The 19,990-nt window shown below is 65.4% G+C and carries 17 protein-coding genes; 12 read left to right on the top strand and 5 right to left on the bottom strand.

Going from position 1 to position 19,990, the window contains the following annotated elements; genetic code table 11:
* Window positions 1-52: 52 nt before the first annotated feature.
* The 5 genes from aspT (G342_RS0112020) (at window position 53) to cax (ending at window position 8,079) form a co-directional block, all read left to right on the top strand.
* Window positions 53-1,744, top strand: coding sequence for an aspartate-alanine antiporter (gene aspT / locus G342_RS0112020; protein ID WP_018183392.1), 1,692 nt, complete (start codon window positions 53-55; stop codon window positions 1,742-1,744).
* A gap of 181 nt (window positions 1,745-1,925) precedes the next feature.
* Window positions 1,926-4,637 carry an aminotransferase class I/II-fold pyridoxal phosphate-dependent enzyme gene (locus G342_RS0112025; RefSeq protein ID WP_018183393.1) on the top strand — a complete coding sequence of 904 codons (2,712 nt, stop codon included), beginning with the start codon at window positions 1,926-1,928 and terminating at the stop codon, window positions 4,635-4,637.
* Window positions 4,638-4,719: 82 nt separating this feature from the next.
* Window positions 4,720-6,411, top strand: coding sequence for an aspartate-alanine antiporter (aspT, locus tag G342_RS0112030; protein WP_018183394.1), 1,692 nt, complete (start codon window positions 4,720-4,722; stop codon window positions 6,409-6,411).
* A gap of 97 nt (window positions 6,412-6,508) precedes the next feature.
* Window positions 6,509-6,868: a potassium channel family protein gene (locus G342_RS0112035; protein WP_018183395.1), complete on the top strand. Its 360-nt coding sequence runs from the start codon at window positions 6,509-6,511 to the stop codon at window positions 6,866-6,868.
* 119 nt (window positions 6,869-6,987) lie between these two features.
* Window positions 6,988-8,079, top strand: a complete 1,092-nt coding sequence (cax, locus tag G342_RS0112040) for a calcium/proton exchanger (RefSeq protein ID WP_018183396.1) — start codon at window positions 6,988-6,990, stop codon at window positions 8,077-8,079.
* 68 nt (window positions 8,080-8,147) lie between these two features.
* On the opposite strand, the gene G342_RS0112045 is transcribed toward cax, so the two are convergent.
* The gene (locus tag G342_RS0112045) at window positions 8,148-9,275 is read right to left on the bottom strand and encodes a linear amide C-N hydrolase (protein ID WP_018183397.1); all 1,128 of its coding nucleotides are present in this window, start codon (window positions 9,273-9,275) and stop codon (window positions 8,148-8,150) included.
* Window positions 9,276-9,550: 275 nt separating this feature from the next.
* The gene (locus tag G342_RS0112050; protein ID WP_018183398.1) at window positions 9,551-9,877 is read right to left on the bottom strand and encodes an NIPSNAP family protein; all 327 of its coding nucleotides are present in this window, start codon (window positions 9,875-9,877) and stop codon (window positions 9,551-9,553) included.
* A 246-nt stretch (window positions 9,878-10,123) separates the two neighbouring features.
* Between G342_RS0112050 and G342_RS0112055 the strand changes: the two genes are divergently transcribed.
* The 6 genes from G342_RS0112055 to G342_RS0112080 all read left to right on the top strand — a co-directional run bounded on the left by G342_RS0112055 (window position 10,124) and on the right by G342_RS0112080 (window position 15,252).
* A complete protein-coding gene (locus tag G342_RS0112055) occupies window positions 10,124-10,513 on the top strand; it encodes a c-type cytochrome (RefSeq protein WP_018183399.1) in 390 nt (129 codons plus the stop codon).
* 220 nt (window positions 10,514-10,733) lie between these two features.
* A complete protein-coding gene (locus tag G342_RS0112060) occupies window positions 10,734-11,549 on the top strand; it encodes a cytochrome c oxidase subunit II (RefSeq protein ID WP_018183400.1) in 816 nt (271 codons plus the stop codon).
* Between the two features lie 116 nt (window positions 11,550-11,665).
* Window positions 11,666-13,462 carry a cytochrome c oxidase subunit I gene (locus tag G342_RS0112065; RefSeq protein ID WP_018183401.1) on the top strand — a complete coding sequence of 599 codons (1,797 nt, stop codon included), beginning with the start codon at window positions 11,666-11,668 and terminating at the stop codon, window positions 13,460-13,462.
* On the top strand, window positions 13,459-14,163 hold the full coding sequence (locus tag G342_RS0112070; protein WP_018183402.1) for a cytochrome c oxidase subunit 3: 705 nt from the start codon (window positions 13,459-13,461) through the stop codon (window positions 14,161-14,163). The genes G342_RS0112065 and G342_RS0112070 overlap by 4 nt, the downstream gene beginning before the upstream one ends.
* Window positions 14,164-14,202: 39 nt before the next feature.
* Window positions 14,203-14,907, top strand: a complete 705-nt coding sequence (locus G342_RS0112075) for a heme-copper oxidase subunit III family protein (protein ID WP_026304365.1) — start codon at window positions 14,203-14,205, stop codon at window positions 14,905-14,907.
* A gap of 9 nt (window positions 14,908-14,916) precedes the next feature.
* Complete coding sequence (locus G342_RS0112080; RefSeq protein ID WP_018183404.1) at window positions 14,917-15,252, top strand: cytochrome C oxidase subunit IV family protein; 336 nt, start codon at window positions 14,917-14,919, stop codon at window positions 15,250-15,252.
* Window positions 15,253-15,331: 79 nt separating this feature from the next.
* Here G342_RS0112080 and G342_RS0112085 read toward each other — a convergent pair whose 3' ends face one another.
* From G342_RS0112085 to G342_RS0112095, 3 genes are all read right to left on the bottom strand, one after another.
* A complete protein-coding gene (locus G342_RS0112085) occupies window positions 15,332-15,631 on the bottom strand; it encodes a BrnA antitoxin family protein (RefSeq protein WP_018183405.1) in 300 nt (99 codons plus the stop codon).
* Between the two features lie 94 nt (window positions 15,632-15,725).
* Window positions 15,726-16,895: a cystathionine gamma-synthase gene (locus G342_RS0112090; RefSeq protein WP_018183406.1), complete on the bottom strand. Its 1,170-nt coding sequence runs from the start codon at window positions 16,893-16,895 to the stop codon at window positions 15,726-15,728.
* Complete coding sequence (locus tag G342_RS0112095; RefSeq protein ID WP_018183407.1) at window positions 16,892-18,301, bottom strand: pyridoxal-phosphate dependent enzyme; 1,410 nt, start codon at window positions 18,299-18,301, stop codon at window positions 16,892-16,894. The genes G342_RS0112090 and G342_RS0112095 overlap by 4 nt, the downstream gene beginning before the upstream one ends.
* A 313-nt stretch (window positions 18,302-18,614) precedes the next feature.
* Between G342_RS0112095 and G342_RS0112100 the strand changes: the two genes are divergently transcribed.
* Entirely contained in the window at window positions 18,615-19,922 is a 1,308-nt protein-coding gene (locus tag G342_RS0112100) for an ABC transporter substrate-binding protein (RefSeq protein ID WP_245557266.1), read from the top strand.
* Window positions 19,923-19,990: the final 68 nt, after the last annotated feature.

Raw genomic sequence — 19,990 nt, forward strand, 5'->3', positions numbered from 1 at the left:
TTGCAGTGAAAATTCATGATCGGCCGTTCTGATTCATAGGGGAAGTACCGCTATGTTTGACTGGTTCGTGAACACACTTCGCACCTACCCGGAAATCGCGATATTTCTCTCCCTGGCTTTTGGCTATTACTTCGGCTCCTTCACCTATAAGGGGCTTGGGCTCGGCGCCGTGACGGCGACGCTGATCGCGGCGGTAATCATCGGCCAGCTCGGGATCACGATTTCGCCGCCGCTCAAGGCGACCTTCTTCCTGATGTTCCTGTTTGCCATCGGCTACGGCGTCGGTCCGCAATTCGTGCGCGGCATTGCCAAGGACGGCGTCCCGCAGGCGCTGTTCGCCGTCGTTGTCTGCGTGTTTTGTCTCCTGGCGCCCTTTCTCGCCGCCAAGCTGGCCGGCTATGATGTCGGCTCTGCCGTCGGGCTCTATGCCGGTTCCCAGACCATTTCGGCGTCGATGGGGCTGGGGACGGACGCCATCAACCGTCTGGCGCTGCCGGCGGAGGAGACGAAGCGACTGCTCGATGCGATGCCGGTCGCCTATGCCGTCACCTACATCTTCGGCACGGTCGGCTCTGCCATCGTGCTCGCCCTGATCGGCCCTGCGCTGCTGGGGATCGATCTCGAGGCCGAATGCAAGCGCTACGAAGAGGAACATGGCGGCAAGAAGCAGGAAGGCGGCGCCGGCACCGCCTGGCATCATTACGAATTGCGCGCCTACAAGGTCCGCCAGGATGGGCCCATCGTCGGGCGGACGGCCAGCGAAGCCGAGTCGATGATTCCCGATCAGCGCCTGTTCATCGAGCGCATCCGCCGGGGTGGCCAGATCGAGGACGCGACGGCGGATACCGTGATCCAGGCCGGTGACATCGTCGCCGTGTCTGGCCGACGCGAAGTGCTGGTCGGGCTGCTCGGCCACGCCGCCGAAGAGGTGGACGATCGCGAATTGCTGGCGGTACCGATCGAAGGTGTCGACGTGCTGGTCACCAACAAGGAGGTTGACGGCAAGACGCTGGCCGAGCTGGCGACAATGCCGTCGTCGCGCGGCGTGTTCCTTCGCCGGATCGTCCGCGGCGTGACGGCGACCGAAATCCCGATCCTGCCGAATACCAAGATCAACCGCGGCGACATCCTGACGATCGTCGGACGCACGCAGGACACCACGGCGGCGGCGAAGGCGCTGGGCGTCGCCGACCGGCCTACCGATATTGCAGACGTTGCCTTCATCGGCGCTGCCATCGCCATCGGCGCGCTGATCGGCGCGCTGGTCTACAAGATCGGCAGCGTGCCGCTGACGCTGTCGACATCCGGCGGCGCGCTGATCTCCGGCCTGTTCTTCGGCTGGTTGCGCTCGGTCCGGCCGAAATTCGGCAGGATCCCGTCCTCCACGGTCTGGTTCATGAATTCGGTCGGTCTCAACGTGTTCATCGCCGTGGTCGGCATCTCTTCCGGACCGGGCTTCGTATCCGGCCTGCGGGAACTCGGCTTCAGCCTGTTCCTCTGGGGTGTTTTCGCGACGACCGTGCCGCTGGTCCTGGCGATGTATGTCGGCAAATACGTGTTCAAGTTCCACCCGGCCATCCTGCTCGGAGCCTGTTCCGGCGCCCGCACCACGACGGCCTCGCTCGGCATGATCAACGACCGCGCCAAGAGCCAGATTCCGGGGCTCGGCTATACCGTCACCTACGCGGTCGGCAACACGCTGCTGACGATCTGGGGAATGGTCCTGGTGATGATGATGACCTGACCGCCCGGTCCTGGCCCCTTGTGCGGGGCTCCGCGCCGGCCGGATTTCTGGATCTGTCCGCCATGGCAGGTCCGCTTGAGCATTCCATTCGCCGCCGGGATGATTTCGTGACGATGTCGGCGGGGCGACCGCCGACGACCGCGCCCGGGAGGCCCAACAAGACCGACATTGGGAGCATGCGATGCCACGCAAGACCGCACGGATCGATCAGTTCCTCCTCATCCATTCGGCCCGCGCTGACAATTGGCGCGAGATCACCACACTGGCGGACGGCTGGGCGGCCGGGCGCGGCGAGCGGGCGGCGCTGGAAGCGGCGATCGCCGACATGGAGGCCGTGGAGGAGTGCCACGCCTATCCGGGCGCGAGACTGCTCGGGGTGCTCAGGGAGCGCGTTGCTTCCAACGACGCCAGCGGCGCGGCGAAGCTCGCGCGTCGGATCTCGAACGGCCTGCTGACACGCGCCTATCGCGACAATCCGGGCGAATGGGACGAGCATGAGGAACGGTCGGCCGGTGAGCTGGCCGACCTGCTGCCGCCCGCAGCAGGCGAGATCAGTGGACGCCGACCCTATTTCGAAGTTCTGTTCGTCAATAGCCAGCCGGCCGCGCGCTGGCCCGCCTTCGCGGCGGAAATCCGCAAGCTGCGCCGGCCGGAAGATGCCTTCATCTATGAGCCTGTCATGGCGGGCTCCTTCGAGGATGCGCTCTGCGCCGCGGCGCTGAACCCCGACATCATCTCGGTCGTGCTGGCCGAGGGCTTCCCCTACCGGTCGCGCCGCGATGCGCCGGTGCTGCGATCGGTGCTCGATCCACTCGGCGAGACCGAAGGGCCGGACGTGTCGGCTCTGCGGCTGGCGCGGACCCTGAAGCGGATCCGGCCGGAGCTCGACATCTACCTGCTCTCCGACCGTCAGGTCGAGACCCTGGCCGGCGATCCGGCGGCGGATGCCGTGCGGCGCATCTTCTACGCCGTCGAGGAACTGCTCGAGCTGCACCTCGCCGTCCTCGAAGGCGTGCAGGACCGCTTCGAGACGCCATTCTTCGACAATCTGAAGAAATATGCCCGGCGGCCAATCGGGACGTTCCATGCGCTGCCGATCGCCCGCGGCAAGTCGGTGTTCAAGTCCGACTGGATCCGCGACATGGGCGAGTTCTACGGCCTCAACCTATTCCTGGCGGAAAGCAGCGCGACGACGGGCGGCCTCGACAGCCTGCTGGAGCCGACCGGCAACATCAAGCGCTCGCAGGAGATGGCGGCGCGCGCCTTCGGCGCCGACCACGTCTTCTTCGTGACCAACGGCACCTCGACCTCGAACAAGATGGCGGTGCAGGCGCTGCTCGCCCCGGGCGATATCGCGATCGTCGATCGCAACTGCCACAAGTCGCACCATTACGGCATGGTCCTCACCGGCGCGCAGCCCTATTACGTCGAAGCCTTCCCGATGACGGAATACTCGATGTATGGCGCGGTACCGCTGGCCACCATCAAGCGGGCGCTGCTGGCGCTCCGGGCCGAGGGGCGGCTTGACCGGCTGAAGCTGCTGGATCTGACCAACTGCACCTTCGACGGCCACATGTACAATGTCCGGCGGGTGATGGAGGAATGCCTCGCCATCAAGCCGGATCTCATCTTCCTGTGGGACGAGGCCTGGTCCGGCTTCGCCCGCTTCTCGCCCTTCCTGCGCCCGCGCACGGCGATGGGCGCGGCGGCGGATCTGGAGGACTGGCTGCGCGATCCTGACTCCATCGACGCCTATGAGAAGCAGCAAGCCGAGCTCGGTGACAGCCCCTCCGACGAGGCGTTGCTTACGGCGCATCTGATTCCGGATCCGCGCCAGGTCCGGCTGCGCGTCTACCAGACCAATTCCACGCACAAGTCGATGTCGGCGATCCGGCAGGGCTCGATGCTCTTGGTCAAGGATGTCGACTTCCACACCGTCGAGGCGCAGTTCCACGAGGCGGTGTTCACGCATGCCTCGACCAGCCCCAACCAGCAGCTGATCGCCAGCCTGGACGTCGCGCGCCGGCAGATGGAGCTCGAAGGCTACGGGCTGGTGATGAACGCTATCGAGATCGCGCTGAAGATCCGCCACGCGGTGAACTCGCATCCGCTGATTTCGAAATATTTCCGCGTGCTCGGAGCCCACGAGATGATCCCGGCCGAATACCGGCAATCCGGCTTCCAGGACTATCTCGCGCCGGGCTCGACCTGGGGAACGGCCCTCAAGGCGATGCGTGAGGACGAGTTCTATCTGGACCCGACGCGCATGACACTGGTCTGCGGCACCGCCGGCTTCGACGGCACGCAGTTCAAGGGGCTGCTGGCGAACGAGTACGACATCCAGCTCAACAAGACGTCGCGCAACAGCGTGTTGCTGCAGTCGAACATCAACAACACCCGCAGCGACATCGCCCATCTCGTCCGCGTCCTGGTCGAGATCTGCCACGGCATCGAGAAGCGCCTGGCCGATGGCGGCGAGGAAGTGCGGACAGCCTTCGCGGCGCGGGTCAAGTCGCTGATGACCGACGTGCCCGATCTCCCCAACTTCAGCCATTTCCACGAGATCTATCGCGGCGACGCCGGCCGGGACACGCCGGAGGGCGACATTCGCTCCGCCTTCTTCAATGCCTATGACGCCTCGGTCTGCGAGTATGTGCCGCTCAACGGCGCCGAGTGCGACAAGCGGCTGCGCGACGGGCCCGAGATGGTCTCCGCCAATTTCGTCATTCCCTATCCGCCTGGCTTCCCGATCATGGTGCCGGGCCAGGTGCTGACGCAGGAGACGATCGACTTCATGCGCAAGCTCGATGTGAAGGAGATCCACGGCTACGAGAAGGCCAGGGGACTGAAGCTGGTCAAGCCCGACGCCGTCGCAGCCAAGGCGAAGCGCTGAACGGCTGCGGGAAGGAACGTGCCGCTCCCTGCAGGGCGCCGGCGCGGTCGTCTGGGCTCAGCAAGTGGGGAGGGGGCCGATCATGGTCTGGCTCGAGCAGTTCCTGGTCAAATATCCCGAACTCGCCGTGTTCCTGGCGATCAGCCTCGGCTACTGGATCGGCGCGATCAAGATCGGCGGCTTCGGCCTCGGGCCGGTCACAGGCTCGCTCTTCGCCGGCATCCTGATCGGCCAGTTCGCCGAAGTGCCGATCTCCGGCATGGCGAAATCGCTGCTGTTCCTCCTGTTCCTGTTCGGCATCGGCTACTCGGTCGGGCCGCAGTTCCTGCAGGCGCTGAAGCGGGACGGCATGAAGCCCGTCGCGCTGGCCGTCGTTGTCTGCGTGACGGGTCTGCTGACGGCGATCGTCGTCGCCAAGATCCTCGGCCTCGATCCGGGCTTCGCCGCCGGCCTGGTTTCCGGGGCGCTGACCGAAAGCCCGGCCATGGGCACGGCCACCGAAGCCATCAATGCGCTGCCTCTGCCGGAACTCGAACGGGCCCGCCTGGTGGCGCATATCGCGGTCGCCGATGCGGTCTGCTACATCTTCGGCGCCGTCGGCGTCATCCTGTTCTGCAGCGTCGTCGGGCCCAAGCTGCTCGGCGTCGACCTCACTGCCGAATCGCTCAAGCTTGAGCAGGAGCTGGGTATCAAGCGGACGCCCGCGGGCGTCAGCTCGGCCTGGCACCGGTTCGAGCTGCGCGCTTACCGGATCGCGGAGAATGCTCCGATCGTCGGCCTATCGATGACGGAAGCCGAGGCAAAATATCCGCAACACCGGCTGTTCATCCAGCGCGTACGGCGGCGGGGCGCCATCCTCGAGGCCTCGCCGGAACTGCGGATCGAGGCGGGCGACGTCATTGCCGTGTCAGGCCGGCGCGAGACGCTGGTCGACGTGCTCGATCCGCGCGCCGACGAGGTCGAGGACCGCGAACTGCTCGACATTCCGGTTGCCGCGGCGGAAGTGCTTCTGACGCGTCCCGAGCTCGCCGGTCGCGGCCTTGACGAAGTCTCCCGCGAGGACTGGGCGAGGAGCCTGTATCTCGCCAGCCTCACGCGCGGCGGCCAGGAAATTCCGCTCGGGCCGAAGGTCACGCTGGAGCGGGGCGACATCCTGCAGCTGATCGGACCGGCGCCGGTCGTGGCGCAGGCTGCCAAGCAGATCGGCGTCACCATTGCCCCGACGACGGCGACCGATTTCTTCGTGCTCGGCCTGGCGATCTTTCTCGGTGGCCTCGTCGGCGTTCTCGTCACCTTTCCGATCGGCGATATCCGGGTGTCGCTCAGCACCAGCGTGGGCACGCTGATCGCCGGACTGGTCGTCGGCCACCTGCGCACGCGCTTCCCTCTGTTCGGCCGCATACCCGATGCGGCGGTGTCATTGATGACCGCGCTCGGTCTGGCCGCCTTCGTCGCGATGACCGGGCTGCATGCCGGGCCGGTCTTCGCCTCCGCCATCGCCGAAGCCGGTGTCGGCCTGCTGTTCGGCGGCATGGTCGTCACCCTGATGCCGCTGATCGTCGGGCTCTATGCCGGACGCTATCTACTTCGGATGAACCCCATCCTGCTGCTCGGCGGACTCGCCGGAGCCCAGACCATGACGGCGGGCATGGCGGCGATCCAGGATCGGTCCGGCAGTCCGGTCGCGGTGCTCGGCTATACGCCGGCGGTGCCGATCGGTCACATCCTGCTGACGACATGGGGGACGGTGATCGTGGGCATAATGGCCGGCTGAGCCGAGGGACGGATGTGTCCAGGTTCGGGCCAGGCTCGGGTCTGTCGTCAGGATCCCAGCGAGGCCGCGAAACACAGGAAAGGGTCGTTCGGTGCGCGTGGAACCAGGCATCAAGCTCGAACTGCGGCAGACGCGACATGTGAGACTCGTTTTCCTGCTCGCGCTTTGGCATCAGCTCCTCGTTCTGTGGCCCATCCTGTCCGGTGTTCTCCTGGTCATGGCCGGGTCGGGCTTTGTCGTCGGCCGCCTGGAAGGCTGGAGCTTGGGTGAATCGATGTATTTCACCTTCGTCACCGGCCTGACCATCGGCTACGGCGATTTTGCGCCGCAGCACTTCACGACGCGGGTTCTGGCCGTGCTGATCGGCTTTTGCGGAATTGTGCTGACCGGTCTCGTCGCGGCTGTCAGCGTCCAGGCGCTGCGAGCGACGGAGGCGCAACGTCCCGAGCCCAAATAGGCGCGCCGTCTTTGGCGGCGGCCAGCCGGGAACGCGGATGGATGGATGAGCCGTGACGCAGCCGCTTGCCGCCTTCGGGCGGGGCTGCCCCCGGGAACAGGAGGCGACAGATCGCAGCCATGACCCTTCTACTCAAGGAAATCCGCGCCAATCCTGTCCTCTGGCTGCTTCTCTTCGTGCCGGTGGTGCTTGTCGCCCAAAGACTGCGGCCGGAAGCGCATACGCTGCTCTTTCTTCTCTCTGTCCTCGCCATCGTGCCGCTGGCGACGCTGCTGAGCTCGGCGACCGAGTCGGTGGCGGCCAAGACGGGCGACGCCGTCGGGGGGCTGCTCAATGCCACGCTCGGCAATCTGACCGAACTGATCATCGCGCTCGCCGCGCTGAGCGCCGGGCAATACACGCTGGTGAAGGCGTCGATCGCCGGCGCCATCGTTGCCAATTCGCTCTTCATGCTCGGCGCGTCGTTTCTTCTCGGCGGTCTCAAATACCATACGCAGGTTTTCAACCGGGAAAGCGCGCGCCTCCAGACCGGCCTGCTGTTCCTGGCGGCCATCGCGATCATGACCCCTTCCGCGATTGTCGACGCTCAAGGCTCCTCGACGGCCTTCATCCAGCAATTGAGCATCGCTCTTTCGGTTCTGCTGATCGGAACCTACGCGTTGGGGCTGTTGTTCTCGCTCTGGACCCACCGCGAATTGTTCGGCGGCGCGCCGCATCACGAGGCTGGAGAGGAGACATGGCCGGTCGGCTTGGCCCTGGCTGTGCTGGCCGGCGTGACCGTGCTGGTGGCGCTGACCAGCGAGATCTTCGTCGAGTCGGTTCAGGAGGCGGCCAAGACGTTCGGCATGTCGCCCGCCTTCGTCGGCTTCATCGTCGTCGCGCTGGTCGGAGGCGCCGCCGAGATGGCCTCCGCCTTCTCCGGCGCGCGCAAGGACCGGCTGGATCTCAGCGTCGGCATCGCGCTGGGCAGTGCTGCCCAGATCGCGCTCTTTGTGGCGCCGGTCCTCGTCTTGCTGAGCTATGTCATCGGCCCGACGCCGATGGATCTGCGGTTCTGGCGCGGGGCGGTGATCATGGTGTTTGTGGCGACGATAACCGCATTTCTGATCACCAGCACCGGCCGCTCTGCGTGGTTCGTCGGCGTGTTCATCCTGATGGTCTATCTGGTCTTCGCCATGACGCTGTATCTGCTGCCGCCCGATATGCAGTGAGGCCGTTGGCAGGAATCATGAAAGGCGCGCGGGGTGCCGCGCGCCTTCGGCAACATCGCCCGTCCGGATCAGGGCTTCGGGAATTCCAGCGCCGGCGCGGCCGCTGCCGGCTTCAGCGGCGCGGTCACCGTCTGCTTGGCGTCGAGGTCGAAGCTCATCAGATCGATGCTGCGCAGGACCTGGTCGTCATAGGTCTTGACGTAATAGACCCGGTTCTTGAGATCGGCGATCGCCGACCACTGGGTGTACTCGAGCTGCTCGGTGGCCTTGTCCGTGCCTTCGCGGATCCAGCCGCGCGGAATGTCGAAATTGTTCAGCACATGCTCGGCGAGGCGCACGCTCTCGATGCCGCTCGGCTTGCGTTCGGCCGAGATCGAGTAGCCGAGCGCCCGGACGAAGCGGGACGGCGGCGTCGGATCGCCCGGGATGCCGAGCAGGCCGGAGCCCTGGCCGAGCGGTTGGATCTTCTGGCCCTCGAGCTCCAGCGCGGGCGCGTTGAAGGGCGAAATCTTCACGTAGTTGCTGAGATTGATCTGATGCCAGTCGAAGGGCGGCGAATTGGTCATGACGCCGAGCGGGTTGTCATAGACCTTGAGCGTGCCGTCCATCGGCTCGATCACCAGCGACGCGCCGGACGGGTCGTGCAGCGTGTAGTGGACCGGCGGCACGATCTTCATGTCCGACTGCACCACCTCGACGATGGCAATCTCGGACAGCGCCGCCTTGACCTCGGCGACGGTGGCGAAGCTGGTCAGCGCCCAGGTCAGCACGTCCCACGGTGCCAGCGACTTCGCCGGATCCGACTTGGCCGGGTCGGCGTAGCCGGCGAAGCCGGGGAAATAGAGGATGCCGCCGGTGAGGCCCTTCTCGTTCATGCCGTCGACAAGGGCGGTGATGCCCATCGCGTTGAGGCCGACGGCGCCATACTTGCTGGTCCAGGTCATGGCAGGCGTGTTGTCGGGGCCGGTCGAGGTGAGCGTGAAGCCGCGCGGGATCACCATGGCGCTCGATTCCATCGGCATGGCGAATTCCATGGTCCGGGCGTAGACGGCGCTGTCGTCGGTCGTGCGGATCAGGAAGCTGGTGCAGGCCAGCGCCGTCTGCGTCGTCAGCAGCGAGGCCGCGATCGCCGCCGTCGCGGCGGTTCGTGCCGTCTTGCGCCAGAATCGTCCAAGAATTCGTTCTCTGAACCGCATGATTTCCCTAGCCCCGATTCCAATTGCAGGAATTACGGGTTCCACTTAAGGGCGAAAAGACGCTTGGTTCAAGGAATTTGGCCTGCCGCTTCTGGTCGTTGCGGCACAATTCGATTGGATGGCTACCGTGCTGTTTCGCCGGTTCAGCCAATACTGTCCGATAATCTCAAGTGGAGGAAGCTTCGTCGCGCCAGTCGAGACCGCGCCACCGAAGTAGCTCCGGCGGCGCGATGGAGTCGGGCTTCCGTCGGATCGGAACGGTGGTGTTCGCTGCCTCAGCGAACCGACGAATAGGCGGTCGGCTGCAGCAGCGAGCTGGCGACATTGGCGACGATCAGGCCATCCTTCTCGCTGTCGGCGCGGGCGCTGATCCAGTTCGGATCCGCCAGAAAGGCGTTCCAGCGGGCTTCGCGCTCGGCCAGGTTTTCCCAGGCCAGCATGTAGGTCAGATCATTGCTGGCCGGGCCGATCAGCGTGGTCCAGAAGCCGGCCTGCCGGATGCCGTGCTTTTCCCAGAGGGCGAGGGTGTGGTTCTGGAAGCGCTTCTGCAGCGCCGGCATGCGGCCGGGCAGGCAAGTATAGACGCGCAGTTCGTAGATCATTCGCTTCACTCCGGCATTTTCGCTGAGGATCGACGCGGCTTGGTCGCGGGCAAAACTGAAGCCGAGTCGATCGGCCGAGGCAAGGCCCGTTCATCGTGGATCCGGCCCGGCGAGGTGCTTTCCTGGCCTGATCATCGTCAATGGCAGCTACATGACGCAACGGAACTATGCTAGGCTGGTATATGGAGCACGCCGTTCGGGGCACCGGGCCCGGCGGAACGGGCGCGACGCTCCTGGGAGGCTTCGATGATTTCACGGGGCTTTGTGGTGATTCTGGCTCTTCTCGCCGCGCCGGCGGCGGCCCATGCGGATGGCGACGCGGCGGCCGGCCAGAAGGTGTTTCTGAAGTGCAAGGCTTGTCACCAGATCGGTGAGAACGCCAAGAACGCCGTCGGTCCTGAACTGAACGGCCTGTTCGGCCGTCATTCGGGCTCGGTCGAGGGCTATAAATATTCGGACGCCAACAAGAACTCCGGCATCGTCTGGGACGAGACGGTGTTCCGCGAATATATCCGCAACCCGAAGGCCAAGGTCCCGGGCACGAAGATGAGTTTTCCCGGTCTGAAGGACGACAAGGACATCGACAACATCGTGGCCTACCTGAAGCAGTTCGGCCCGGACGGCAAGAAAATGTGAGACGGCTTCGCGATCGCGCTCCACCGCGGCCGGCGCCGCCGGATATTTTTTCGGGCGACGACCCGGTCGCTTGGATCGGGCGGGGATGAGGTCTACAGTGACGGAAGCAGAAAAAGGATGGTCGCGGGCGCAACCGGCGTATCCGCGACAGTAAGCATAGCCACTTCATTCGTGTCCACTGCCGCAAGACGGGTTGTCTCCTGGCTGGGATGAATAAGGGATGCTCATCGCAATTATCCTTGCTCTGGTCGTCGTCGGCTCGGTGCTTTTCCACGTTCTGAGCCCGTGGTGGTTCACGCCGATTGCTTCGAACTGGCGCTATATCGACGACACCATCAGTTTCACCTTCTGGATAACCGGCGTCGTCTTCGCCGTCGTCGTGCTGTTCCTGGCCTATTGCGTCTGGCGGTTCCGGCACCAGCCGGGGCGCCGCGCCGCTTATGAGCCGGAGAACAAGCGGCTCGAGACCTGGCTCGCCATCGTGACCGGCATCGGCGTCGCCGCCATGCTGGCGCCGGGGCTCGTCGTCTGGGGCCAGTTCATCACCGTGCCGGCGGGCGCGTCGGCGATCGAGGTCGTCGGCCAGCAATGGCAATGGGCCTACCGGCTGCCCGGCAAGGACGGGCAGCTCGGCACCGCGGATACGCGCGCCGTCACGGCCGAGAACCCGCTCGGCGTCAATCCGGACGATCCGAAGAGCCTGGACGACGTGATCGTCCAGGGTGGCGAGTTGCATTTGCCGGTCGGCAAGCCGGTGGCGCTGCTGCTGCGGTCTATCGACGCCCTGCATAATTTCTACGTGCCGGAGTTCCGGGCGAAGATGGACATGCTGCCCGGCTCCGTCACCTATTACTGGGTGACGCCGACCCGAACCGGCACGTTCGAGGCGCTCTGCGCCGAACTCTGCGGCGTCGGCCACCCCTATATGCGCGGCACGGTCATCGTCGACACGGAGACCGATTATCAGGCCTGGCTCGACCAGCAGCAGACCTTCGAGCAGATGCTGGCGCCGGCGACGACGAGCGCGCTGGAATAGGGCATCCGGCGCGGGGGCATGAAGACGGAGCATGACGACGGGGCGGCGACTTTGGACGCGCCTCTCCGGAAACAGGGCGGGGGCATGGGCTCTCGAAGGCAGCGAGGTGACGCCGGATGGTCGATCTTACGCATGGCGCAGACGGACATGCCGCGCCGGGGCATGATGAGGAGCTGGAGCTCTATCACCCGACCAACTGGGTGACGAAATACGTCTTTTCGCAGGATGCCAAGGTCATCGCCATCCAGTACGGGCTGACGGCCACGGCGATCGGGCTGGTGGCGCTGGTGCTGTCCTGGCTGATGCGGATCCAGCTGGCCTATCCGGGCCTGCTGGCCTTCATCGATGCCGACCACTACTACCAGTTCATCACCATGCACGGCATGATCATGGTGGTCTATCTGCTGACCGCGATCTTCCTCGGCGGCTTCGGCAATTACCTGATCCCGCTGATGCTGGGCGCGCGGGACATGATGTTCCCGTATCTCAACATGCTCTCCTACTGGATCTACCTGCTCGCCGTGCTCGTGCTGGCGGCGGGCTTCTTCGTGCCCGGCGGGCCGACCGGCGCCGGATGGACGCTCTATCCGCCACAGGCGATCCTCGCCAACACGCCCGGCCAGCAATGGGGCATCATCATCATGCTGGTGTCGCTGATGCTGTTCATCATCGGCTTTACCATGGGCGGCCTCAACTATGTCGTCACCGTGCTGCAGGGCCGGACGAAGGGCATGACGCTGATGCGCATGCCGTTGACGATCTGGGGCATCTTCACCGCCACCGTGATGGCGCTGCTGGCCTTCCCGGCGCTTTTCGTCGGGGCGTTGATGATGTTATTCGATCGCCTGCTCGGCACCAGCTTCTTCATGCCGTCGATCGTCGCCATGGGCGAGCAGCTGCCGACCGGCGGCGGCAGTCCGATCCTGTTCCAGCACCTGTTCTGGTTCTTCGGCCACCCCGAGGTCTACATCGTGGCCCTGCCGGCCTTCGGCATCGTCTCCGACCTGATCAGCACGCATGCGCGCAAGAACATCTTCGGCTACCGGATGATGGTGTGGGCGATCGTCGTCATCGGGGCGCTCTCCTTCGTCGTCTGGGCGCACCACATGTATGTCAGTGGCATGAATCCCGGCTTCGGCTTCTTCTTCGCCACGACGACCCTGATCATCGCGGTGCCGACCGCGCTCAAGGTCTACAACTGGGTGCTGACGCTCTGGCGTGGCGACATCCATTTCACCGTGCCGATGCTGTTCGCGCTCGGCTTCATCGTCACCTTCGTCAATGGCGGGCTGACGGGCCTGTTCCTCGGCAATGTCGTCGTCGACGTTCCGCTTTCCGACACCCTGTTCGTCGTCGCGCATTTCCACATGGTCATGGGCGTCGCGCCGATCCTGGTGATCTTCGGCGCGATCTATCACTGGTATCCGAAGATCACCGGCCGCATGCTCGATGCGACGCTCGGCAAGATCCACTTCTGGGTGACCTTCCTCGGCGCCTATGCGGTGTTCTTCCCGATGCACTATCTCGGGCTGCTCGGCATGCCGCGGCGCTATTTCGAAATGGGAGAAACCGCCTTCGTGCCGCCCTCGGCGCATACGCTGAACGAGTTCATGACCATCGCCGCGCTCGTCGTCGGCGCGGCGCAGATGCTGTTCCTGTTCAACCTGGCCTGGAGCCTGCGGCACGGCAAGGAGGCCGGCGGCAATCCCTGGCGGGCGACGACACTCGAATGGCAGACGCCGGAGACCCCGCCGGCGCATGGCAATTGGGGCCCGGAACTGCCGGTCGTCTATCGCTGGGCCTATGACTACAGCGTGCCGGGGGCCGACAGGGACTTCCTGCCCCAGAATGATCCCTGGCCCGGCGAACCGGCCCCGGCCCCGGACACGGCAGTGGCGGAGGGCGCGCGGTGAGCGTCATCCTGATCTTCCTGCTGGCGATCGTGGCGGTCATGCTCTGGTGGCTGTGGCGGCAGGGGCTGTTCTCGAAGCCCTGGCTCGAGGTTGGCGTCGTCGGCGGCATGGCGGCACCGGCTCCGTCGCCGTCGCAGGTGGCGCGGATCGGGCTACTGGTGTTCCTCGTTGTGGTCGGGTCGCTGTTCGCGCTGACCGTCAGTGCCTATCTGATGCGATCGGCGCTGGTTGACTGGCGGGCGCCGCCGCTGCCCGGCATCCTGTTCGCCAATACCTTCGCGCTGCTGGTCAGCAGCCTGGCGCTGCAGACGGCCAAGGTCGGCGCCCGGCGCGGCGATCTCGACAGCGTGCGGACGGGGCTGCTCGCCGGTGGGTTCACGGCGCTGGTGTTTCTTGGCGGCCAGCTGTTCGCCTGGCGGCAGCTGAACGCCGAGGGCTACTATCTCGCCAGCAATCCCGCCAACGCCTTCTTCTACCTGCTGACGGCGCTGCATGGCGTGCATGTCGCGGGCGGCCTGGTGGGGCTCGGGCGGGTGACGCGGAAGATGCTGCGCGGCGCGGGCGTGGCCGAGCTGCGGCTCGGCGTCGATCTCTGCGCCACCTATTGGCACGTGCTGCTGCTGATCTGGCTGGTCCTGCTCGGGCTGCTCACCGGCCGGATCGGCGAATTCGTCGCCATTTGCCGTCAGCTGCTGACATAGGAGGCGGGATTGGTGGAGCATCTGGCCGATGATCGGGTGATGCAAGGGCACACGGCACCGCCGAAAATGTCGGGCTGGCGCGGCTTCGTCGCCGACTGGGCTTCCGACCAGGGCGCCTTCAAGGGCGTCTCCTGGGGCAAGGCGATGATGTGGGTGTTCCTGCTTTCCGACACCTTCGTGTTCGGCTGCTTCCTCGTCGCCTACATGACGGCGCGGATGTCGACGGTGGTGCCATGGCCCAATCCGAGCGAGGTGTTCGCGCTCGAGATCGGCGGCACCAGCGTGCCGCTGATCCTGATCGCGATCATGACCTTCGTGCTGATTTCCAGCAGCGGCACGATGGCGCTCGCCGTGCATTACGGCTATCTGCGCGACCGCCGCAAGGCCGGCCTGTTGATGCTGCTGACGGCCTTTCTCGGCGCCTGTTTCGTCGGCATGCAGGCGTTTGAATGGACCAAGCTCATTCATGAAGGGGTGCGCCCTTGGGAGAACCCCTGGGGCGCGCCGCAATTCGGCTCGACCTTCTTCATGATCACCGGCTTCCACGGCACCCATGTCACCTTCGGCGTGATCTTCCTGATCATCATGGCGCGCAAGGTGCTGCGCGGCGATTTCGACGATGGTCGACGCGGCTTCTTCACCAGCCGCAAGGGGCGCTATGAATCCGTCGAGATCATGGGCCTGTACTGGCACTTCGTTGATCTGGTCTGGGTGTTCATCTTCGCCTTTTTCTACCTTTGGTAGGAGGTCCGAATGACCGATGCGACCGCGCATGCCGACACGCAGCACCACCCGATAAAACTCTATCTCGCCGTCTGGGGCTGGCTGTTCGTGCTCAGCGCCTGCTCCTATCTCGTCGATTACATTGGCGTGCAGGGCCTGCTGCGCTGGTCGCTGATCATCCTGTTCATGATGCTGAAGGCCGGGCTGATCGTCGCCTTCTTCATGCACATGAAGTGGGAGCGGCTGACGCTGATCTACGCCATCCTGCTGCCGCCGCTGCTCATCCTCGTCTTCGTCGGCATCATGATCTACGAGGCGAACTACACGCTGCTGACGCGGGTCGTCCATTTCGCCGGCGGAGCCTGACGATCGGCGCCCGCGAAGTCGGCAAAGGGCAGGGCGCCAGCCTGGAGACGGCAAGGCCCTGATGTTTCACGTGAACTGATCAGTCGGCCGCAGCGCCCGGCCGGCGGCGGATGGCGCCGCGGGCCCGCAGGCGCGCCCGCTTCTTGGCGTCGCGCGCGTTCTGCCGGTTGACCAGCAGATTGAGCGTCTCGTTGATGCGCGCCTGCCAGTCGCCGCCATCGGTCTTGAAATAGTCGATCACGCGCTCGCTCAGCGCGAGCGAGACCGTCACCAGCGTCATCCCGTCGGCCTTCGCGGAGCGCCGCCGCGCCGGCGATGCAACGGTGTGGTCGTCGCCCCCCGGGGCGTCGTCCTGCGCAGGCATGTCGGATGCGACCATGGTTCCCCCGGTGTCGAAGTTCGCTCTTCTACACCAGAGATTCCGTTACGTCATCATCCGCGCAGTGATCGGGATCACAGGTCGAACAAGCGGCTCAATAGAGCGCCTGCGCGATGTCGGCGATCAAGTCGTCCGCCGCCTCGATGCCGGCCGAAAAACGCACCAGCCCGTCGGAAATGCCGAGCGCCTCGCGCTGGGCGAGCGGGATCGAGGCATGGGTCATGGTGGCGGGATGCTCGATCAGGCTCTCGACGCCGCCGAGGCTCTCCGCCAGCGTGAAAAGCCGCACGCGCTCGAGGAAGCGCTTGGTGCCGGCGAGGTCGCGGTCGAACTCGACGCTGATCATGCCGCCATAGGCATGCATCTGTCGCCTGGCGATGGCGTGCTGCGGATGGCTCTCCAGCCCCGGATAGATCACCCGCTTCACGTCCGGCCGCGCTTCCAGCCACTGGGCGATGGCGAGGCCGTTCTCCGAGTGCCGCTGCATGCGCAGCGCCAGCGTCTTGAGGCCGCGCAGCGCCAGGAAGCTGTCGAACGGGCCGGAGATGGCGCCGACCGCGTTCTGCAGGAAGCGGATCTGGTCGACGATCGCCTGGCTGGAGCCGACGACGACGGTGCCGCCGATCATGTCGGAATGGCCGTTCAGATATTTGGTCGTCGAATGCACGACGATGTCGATGCCGAACTCCAGCGGCCGCTGGATATAGGGGCTGGCGAAGGTATTGTCGGCGACCGTGATCAGGCCGCGCCGCTTGGCAAGCGCTGCCACCGCCTCGAGGTCGATGATGCGCAGGAGCGGGTTGGTCGGCGTCTCGACCCAGAGCAGTTTCGTCTCGGGGCGGATCGCCGCCTCGACGGCGGCGAGGTCGGTGAAGTCGACGAAGGTGACGTCGAGGTTTGCCGTGCGCTTGCGCACCTTGTCGAGCAGGCGGAACGTGCCGCCATAGAGATCGTCGGTGGCGATGATGTGGTCGCCGGCGGAGAGCAGTTCCAGCGTCGTCGCGATGGCAGCCAGGCCCGAGGCGAAGGCGAAGCCGGCCGTGCCGCTTTCGAGATCGGCGATGGCGCGCTCGAAGGCGAAGCGCGTCGGGTTCTGCGAGCGGCCATATTCGAAGCCCTTGTGAACGCCGGGGCTTTCCTGGGCATAGGTGGAGGTGGCGTAGATCGGCACCATGACCGCGCCGGTCAGCGGGTCGTGGCTCTGGCCGCCGTGGATGGTTCGTGTCTCGAACGCAAGGCGGTTCGTCTTCTCGGGCTTGTTCAAGTCGCCAACCTCTCGTGATTGATCAAATCCATGCGGGTAATCAGCCCGACAAATTCATCGCCGTCCATGACGATCGCCACTTCGTCGCGTTCGAATACCGGCAGCAGCGCATCGATCGGCTCGGCCGCCTGCAGCGTGTTGAGGGTTGTCACCATGGTGTCGCGCACCGAGGCGCTGAAATCGCCACGCCCCTCATGGCCGAGCCGGCGCAGGCCGCTCAGCACGTCGCTCTCGTCGAGCAGGCCGATCAGATTGCCCTGCTCGATCACCGGCAGTTGCGAGACGTCGGCCGAGCGCATGCGGGCATAGGCGGTCGACAGCGTGTCGTCGGGGGCGACGGTGACGGTGGCGCCATCGGCATAGGTACGGGCGACAAGGTCGCGCAGATTGCCGTGGCGGATCCGTTCGATCAGGCCCTGCTCGGCGACCCAGACGTCGTTGAAGACCTTGGAGAGGTATTTGTTGCCGCTGTCGCAGACGAGCGTGACGACGTTCTGCGGCGTCGTCTGCTCGCGGCAATAGCGCAGCGCCGCCGCCAGCAGCGTGCCGGAGGAGGAGCCGGCGAGGATGCCTTCCTGCGCAAGCAGGGCCCGCGCCGCCGCCACGCTTTCGCGGTCGGAGATCGTGTAGGCGCGCGAGACAAGCGACAGGTCGGCATTCGGCGGCACGAAGTCCTCGCCGATGCCCTCGACGGCCCAACTGCCCGGCTCGATCGTCTCGCCGGTGTTGACCAGCGGCGCCAGAATCGAGCCCTTCGGGTCGGCCAGCACCATCTGCGTCGTCGGCGAGACGCTGCGGAAATAGCGGCCGATGCCAGTCAGCGTGCCGCCGGAGCCGACACCGACGACGATGGCGTCGACCTTGCCGTCCATCTGCTCGAAGATTTCCGGTCCTGTCGTCGTCTCGTGTGCCTGCGGATTGGCCGGATTGGCGAACTGGTTGACGAAGAAGCCCCCCGTTTCCTCGGCGATGCGGGCGCCCATGTCCTGGTAATAGTCGGGATGGCCCTTGCCGACATCGGAGCGGGTGGTGCGGACATCGGCGCCGATGGCGCGCAGATGCTGCACCTTCTCGCGCGACATCTTGTCGGGGACGACGAGGATCAGATGATAGCCCTTCGGCAGAGCCACCTGGGCGAGGCCGAGGCCGGTATTGCCGGCCGTCGCCTCGACGATCGTGCCACCGGGCTTCAGGCGACCGTCCGCCTCGGCGGCGCGGATCATCGAGAGCGCGATGCGGTCCTTGATCGAGCCGCCGGGATTTTGGCTTTCCAGCTTGACGAACAGCCGGCAGGGGCCGGTGTCGAAGGTCGTCAGTTCGACGATCGGCGTCCGGCCGATCAGATCGAGGCTGGAGCGGACGGGGCGGGGCAGGGGAAGCGGGGACGAAACGGCTCGATCGGTCATGAGTGCCTCCACACGGCGCAGTCGCAGCGGTGCACAGGATGTGGCGTCTGCGCCGGGATCGGCAAGCCCGGGCGTTCCGGCATAGCTGCGATGCGCGCAAAATCATGCCTTTCCGCCAGGTCGCGGATCTGACAGCGCCAGCGGCTGGCACTCCGGAAACCCGCGGATATGCTGGGCGGGCGAGCGTCGGCGCCGCGCTCACCGAATTGGCGGCTTGCCGAGCGAGAAAAGTCATTATAACGTCCTTACGTCATAATCTAAAAGGCGGCCGAACACCGTCGGACCGTCGGTTACAAAAATACGGAGGGGTACCGTGACGATCAGACCGTTGATGGGCTTGTTTCTGGGTTCCGCCATGGCCGCTTTCACGAGCGTCGCCAGTTTGAACGTGGCTTGGGCGGAGGACGTAACCGTATCGTTCCTGACGCACTGGCCGCCGGAGACGGTCGCCAAGCTGGAAGCCGCCGCCGCCACCTACGCCAAAGACCATCCGGGCGTGAAGGTCGAGGTGCGCGCCGTGCCGTTCGGCGACCTGCTGACGACGCTGCGCTCGCAGGCCGGCCAGGCCGGCGGCCCGACGATCGCCGGCATCTATGATCTCTGGCTGCCGGAGCTGGCGCGCGACAAGCTCGTCAACGCCGCGCCGGAAGCGAACGCCGCCGACGTCACCACCAACTGGCCGAAGGGCGTCGCGACCGCCGCCAGCGTCGGCGGCACGGTCTATGGCTATCCCAACGAGATCGACGTCTACGCGCTCAACTACAACAAGAAGCTGTTCGAGGAAGCCGGCATCAAGGAAGCGCCGAAGACCTGGGATGAATTCTACGCCGCGGCCGAGAAGCTGACCAACAAGGACAAGGGCCAGCAGGGCTTCGGCATGATCAATTCCTGGGCGGCGGGTGTCGTCCATCCCTTCGCCTCGCTGCTCGCCTCGAATGGCGGCGCGCTCGTGGTTGACGGCAAGCCGCAGCTCGACAGCGAGAACGCCAAGGCGACGTTCGAGCTCTACGAGAAGCTGATCAAGTCCGGCGCCTCGGTTGCCACCATGGGCACGGCCGACGCCAACACCACCGGTCCGTTCCTCGACAATTTCGTCTCCGGCAAGACCGGCATGATCATCATGGCGAACTGGTGGGAATCGGCGCTGAAGGCCGGCATGGGCGACCGCTTCGCTGACGTCGCCACCGCGCCGATCCCAGTCGGCCCGAAGGGCGACGGACCGCACTCGATCTCCTATTCCTGGATGACCGTCGTCTCCGATGGCGCCTCGGACGCCGAGAAGAAGGCAGCCTGGGACTTCCTCGGCTGGTTCAACGGCCCGACCTCGGGCGAGAACGGCGCCTCGGCCATGGGTGACCTGCTGCAGTCCATGGGCATCCTGCCGTCGCGCACCTCCGACGTCGCGGCCTTCGCCGAACGGCTGAAGACGCCGTTCCTCGCCGGCTATGTCGACGTGCTGTCGGAAGCCCGTCCGTTCCCGACCGTGCTCGGCGGCCAGGAATTCACGGAATCGCTGCAGAGCCATATCGAGGCGGTGCAGTTCGGCAAGGAGACGGCCGCAGAGGCCGCCGCCGCTGCCCAGGCTGATGCCGCCGCGATCCTGGAAAAGGCCGCGCAGTAAGGGGCCTCCGAACCGCTCGCCGTCATCCGGGCTTGGCCCGGGATCCATCCAGCCGACCGGCTTGGGAC

This window comes from Kaistia granuli DSM 23481, assembly GCF_000380505.1.
GTDB classification, from domain to species: Bacteria; Pseudomonadota; Alphaproteobacteria; order Rhizobiales; family Kaistiaceae; genus Kaistia; species Kaistia granuli.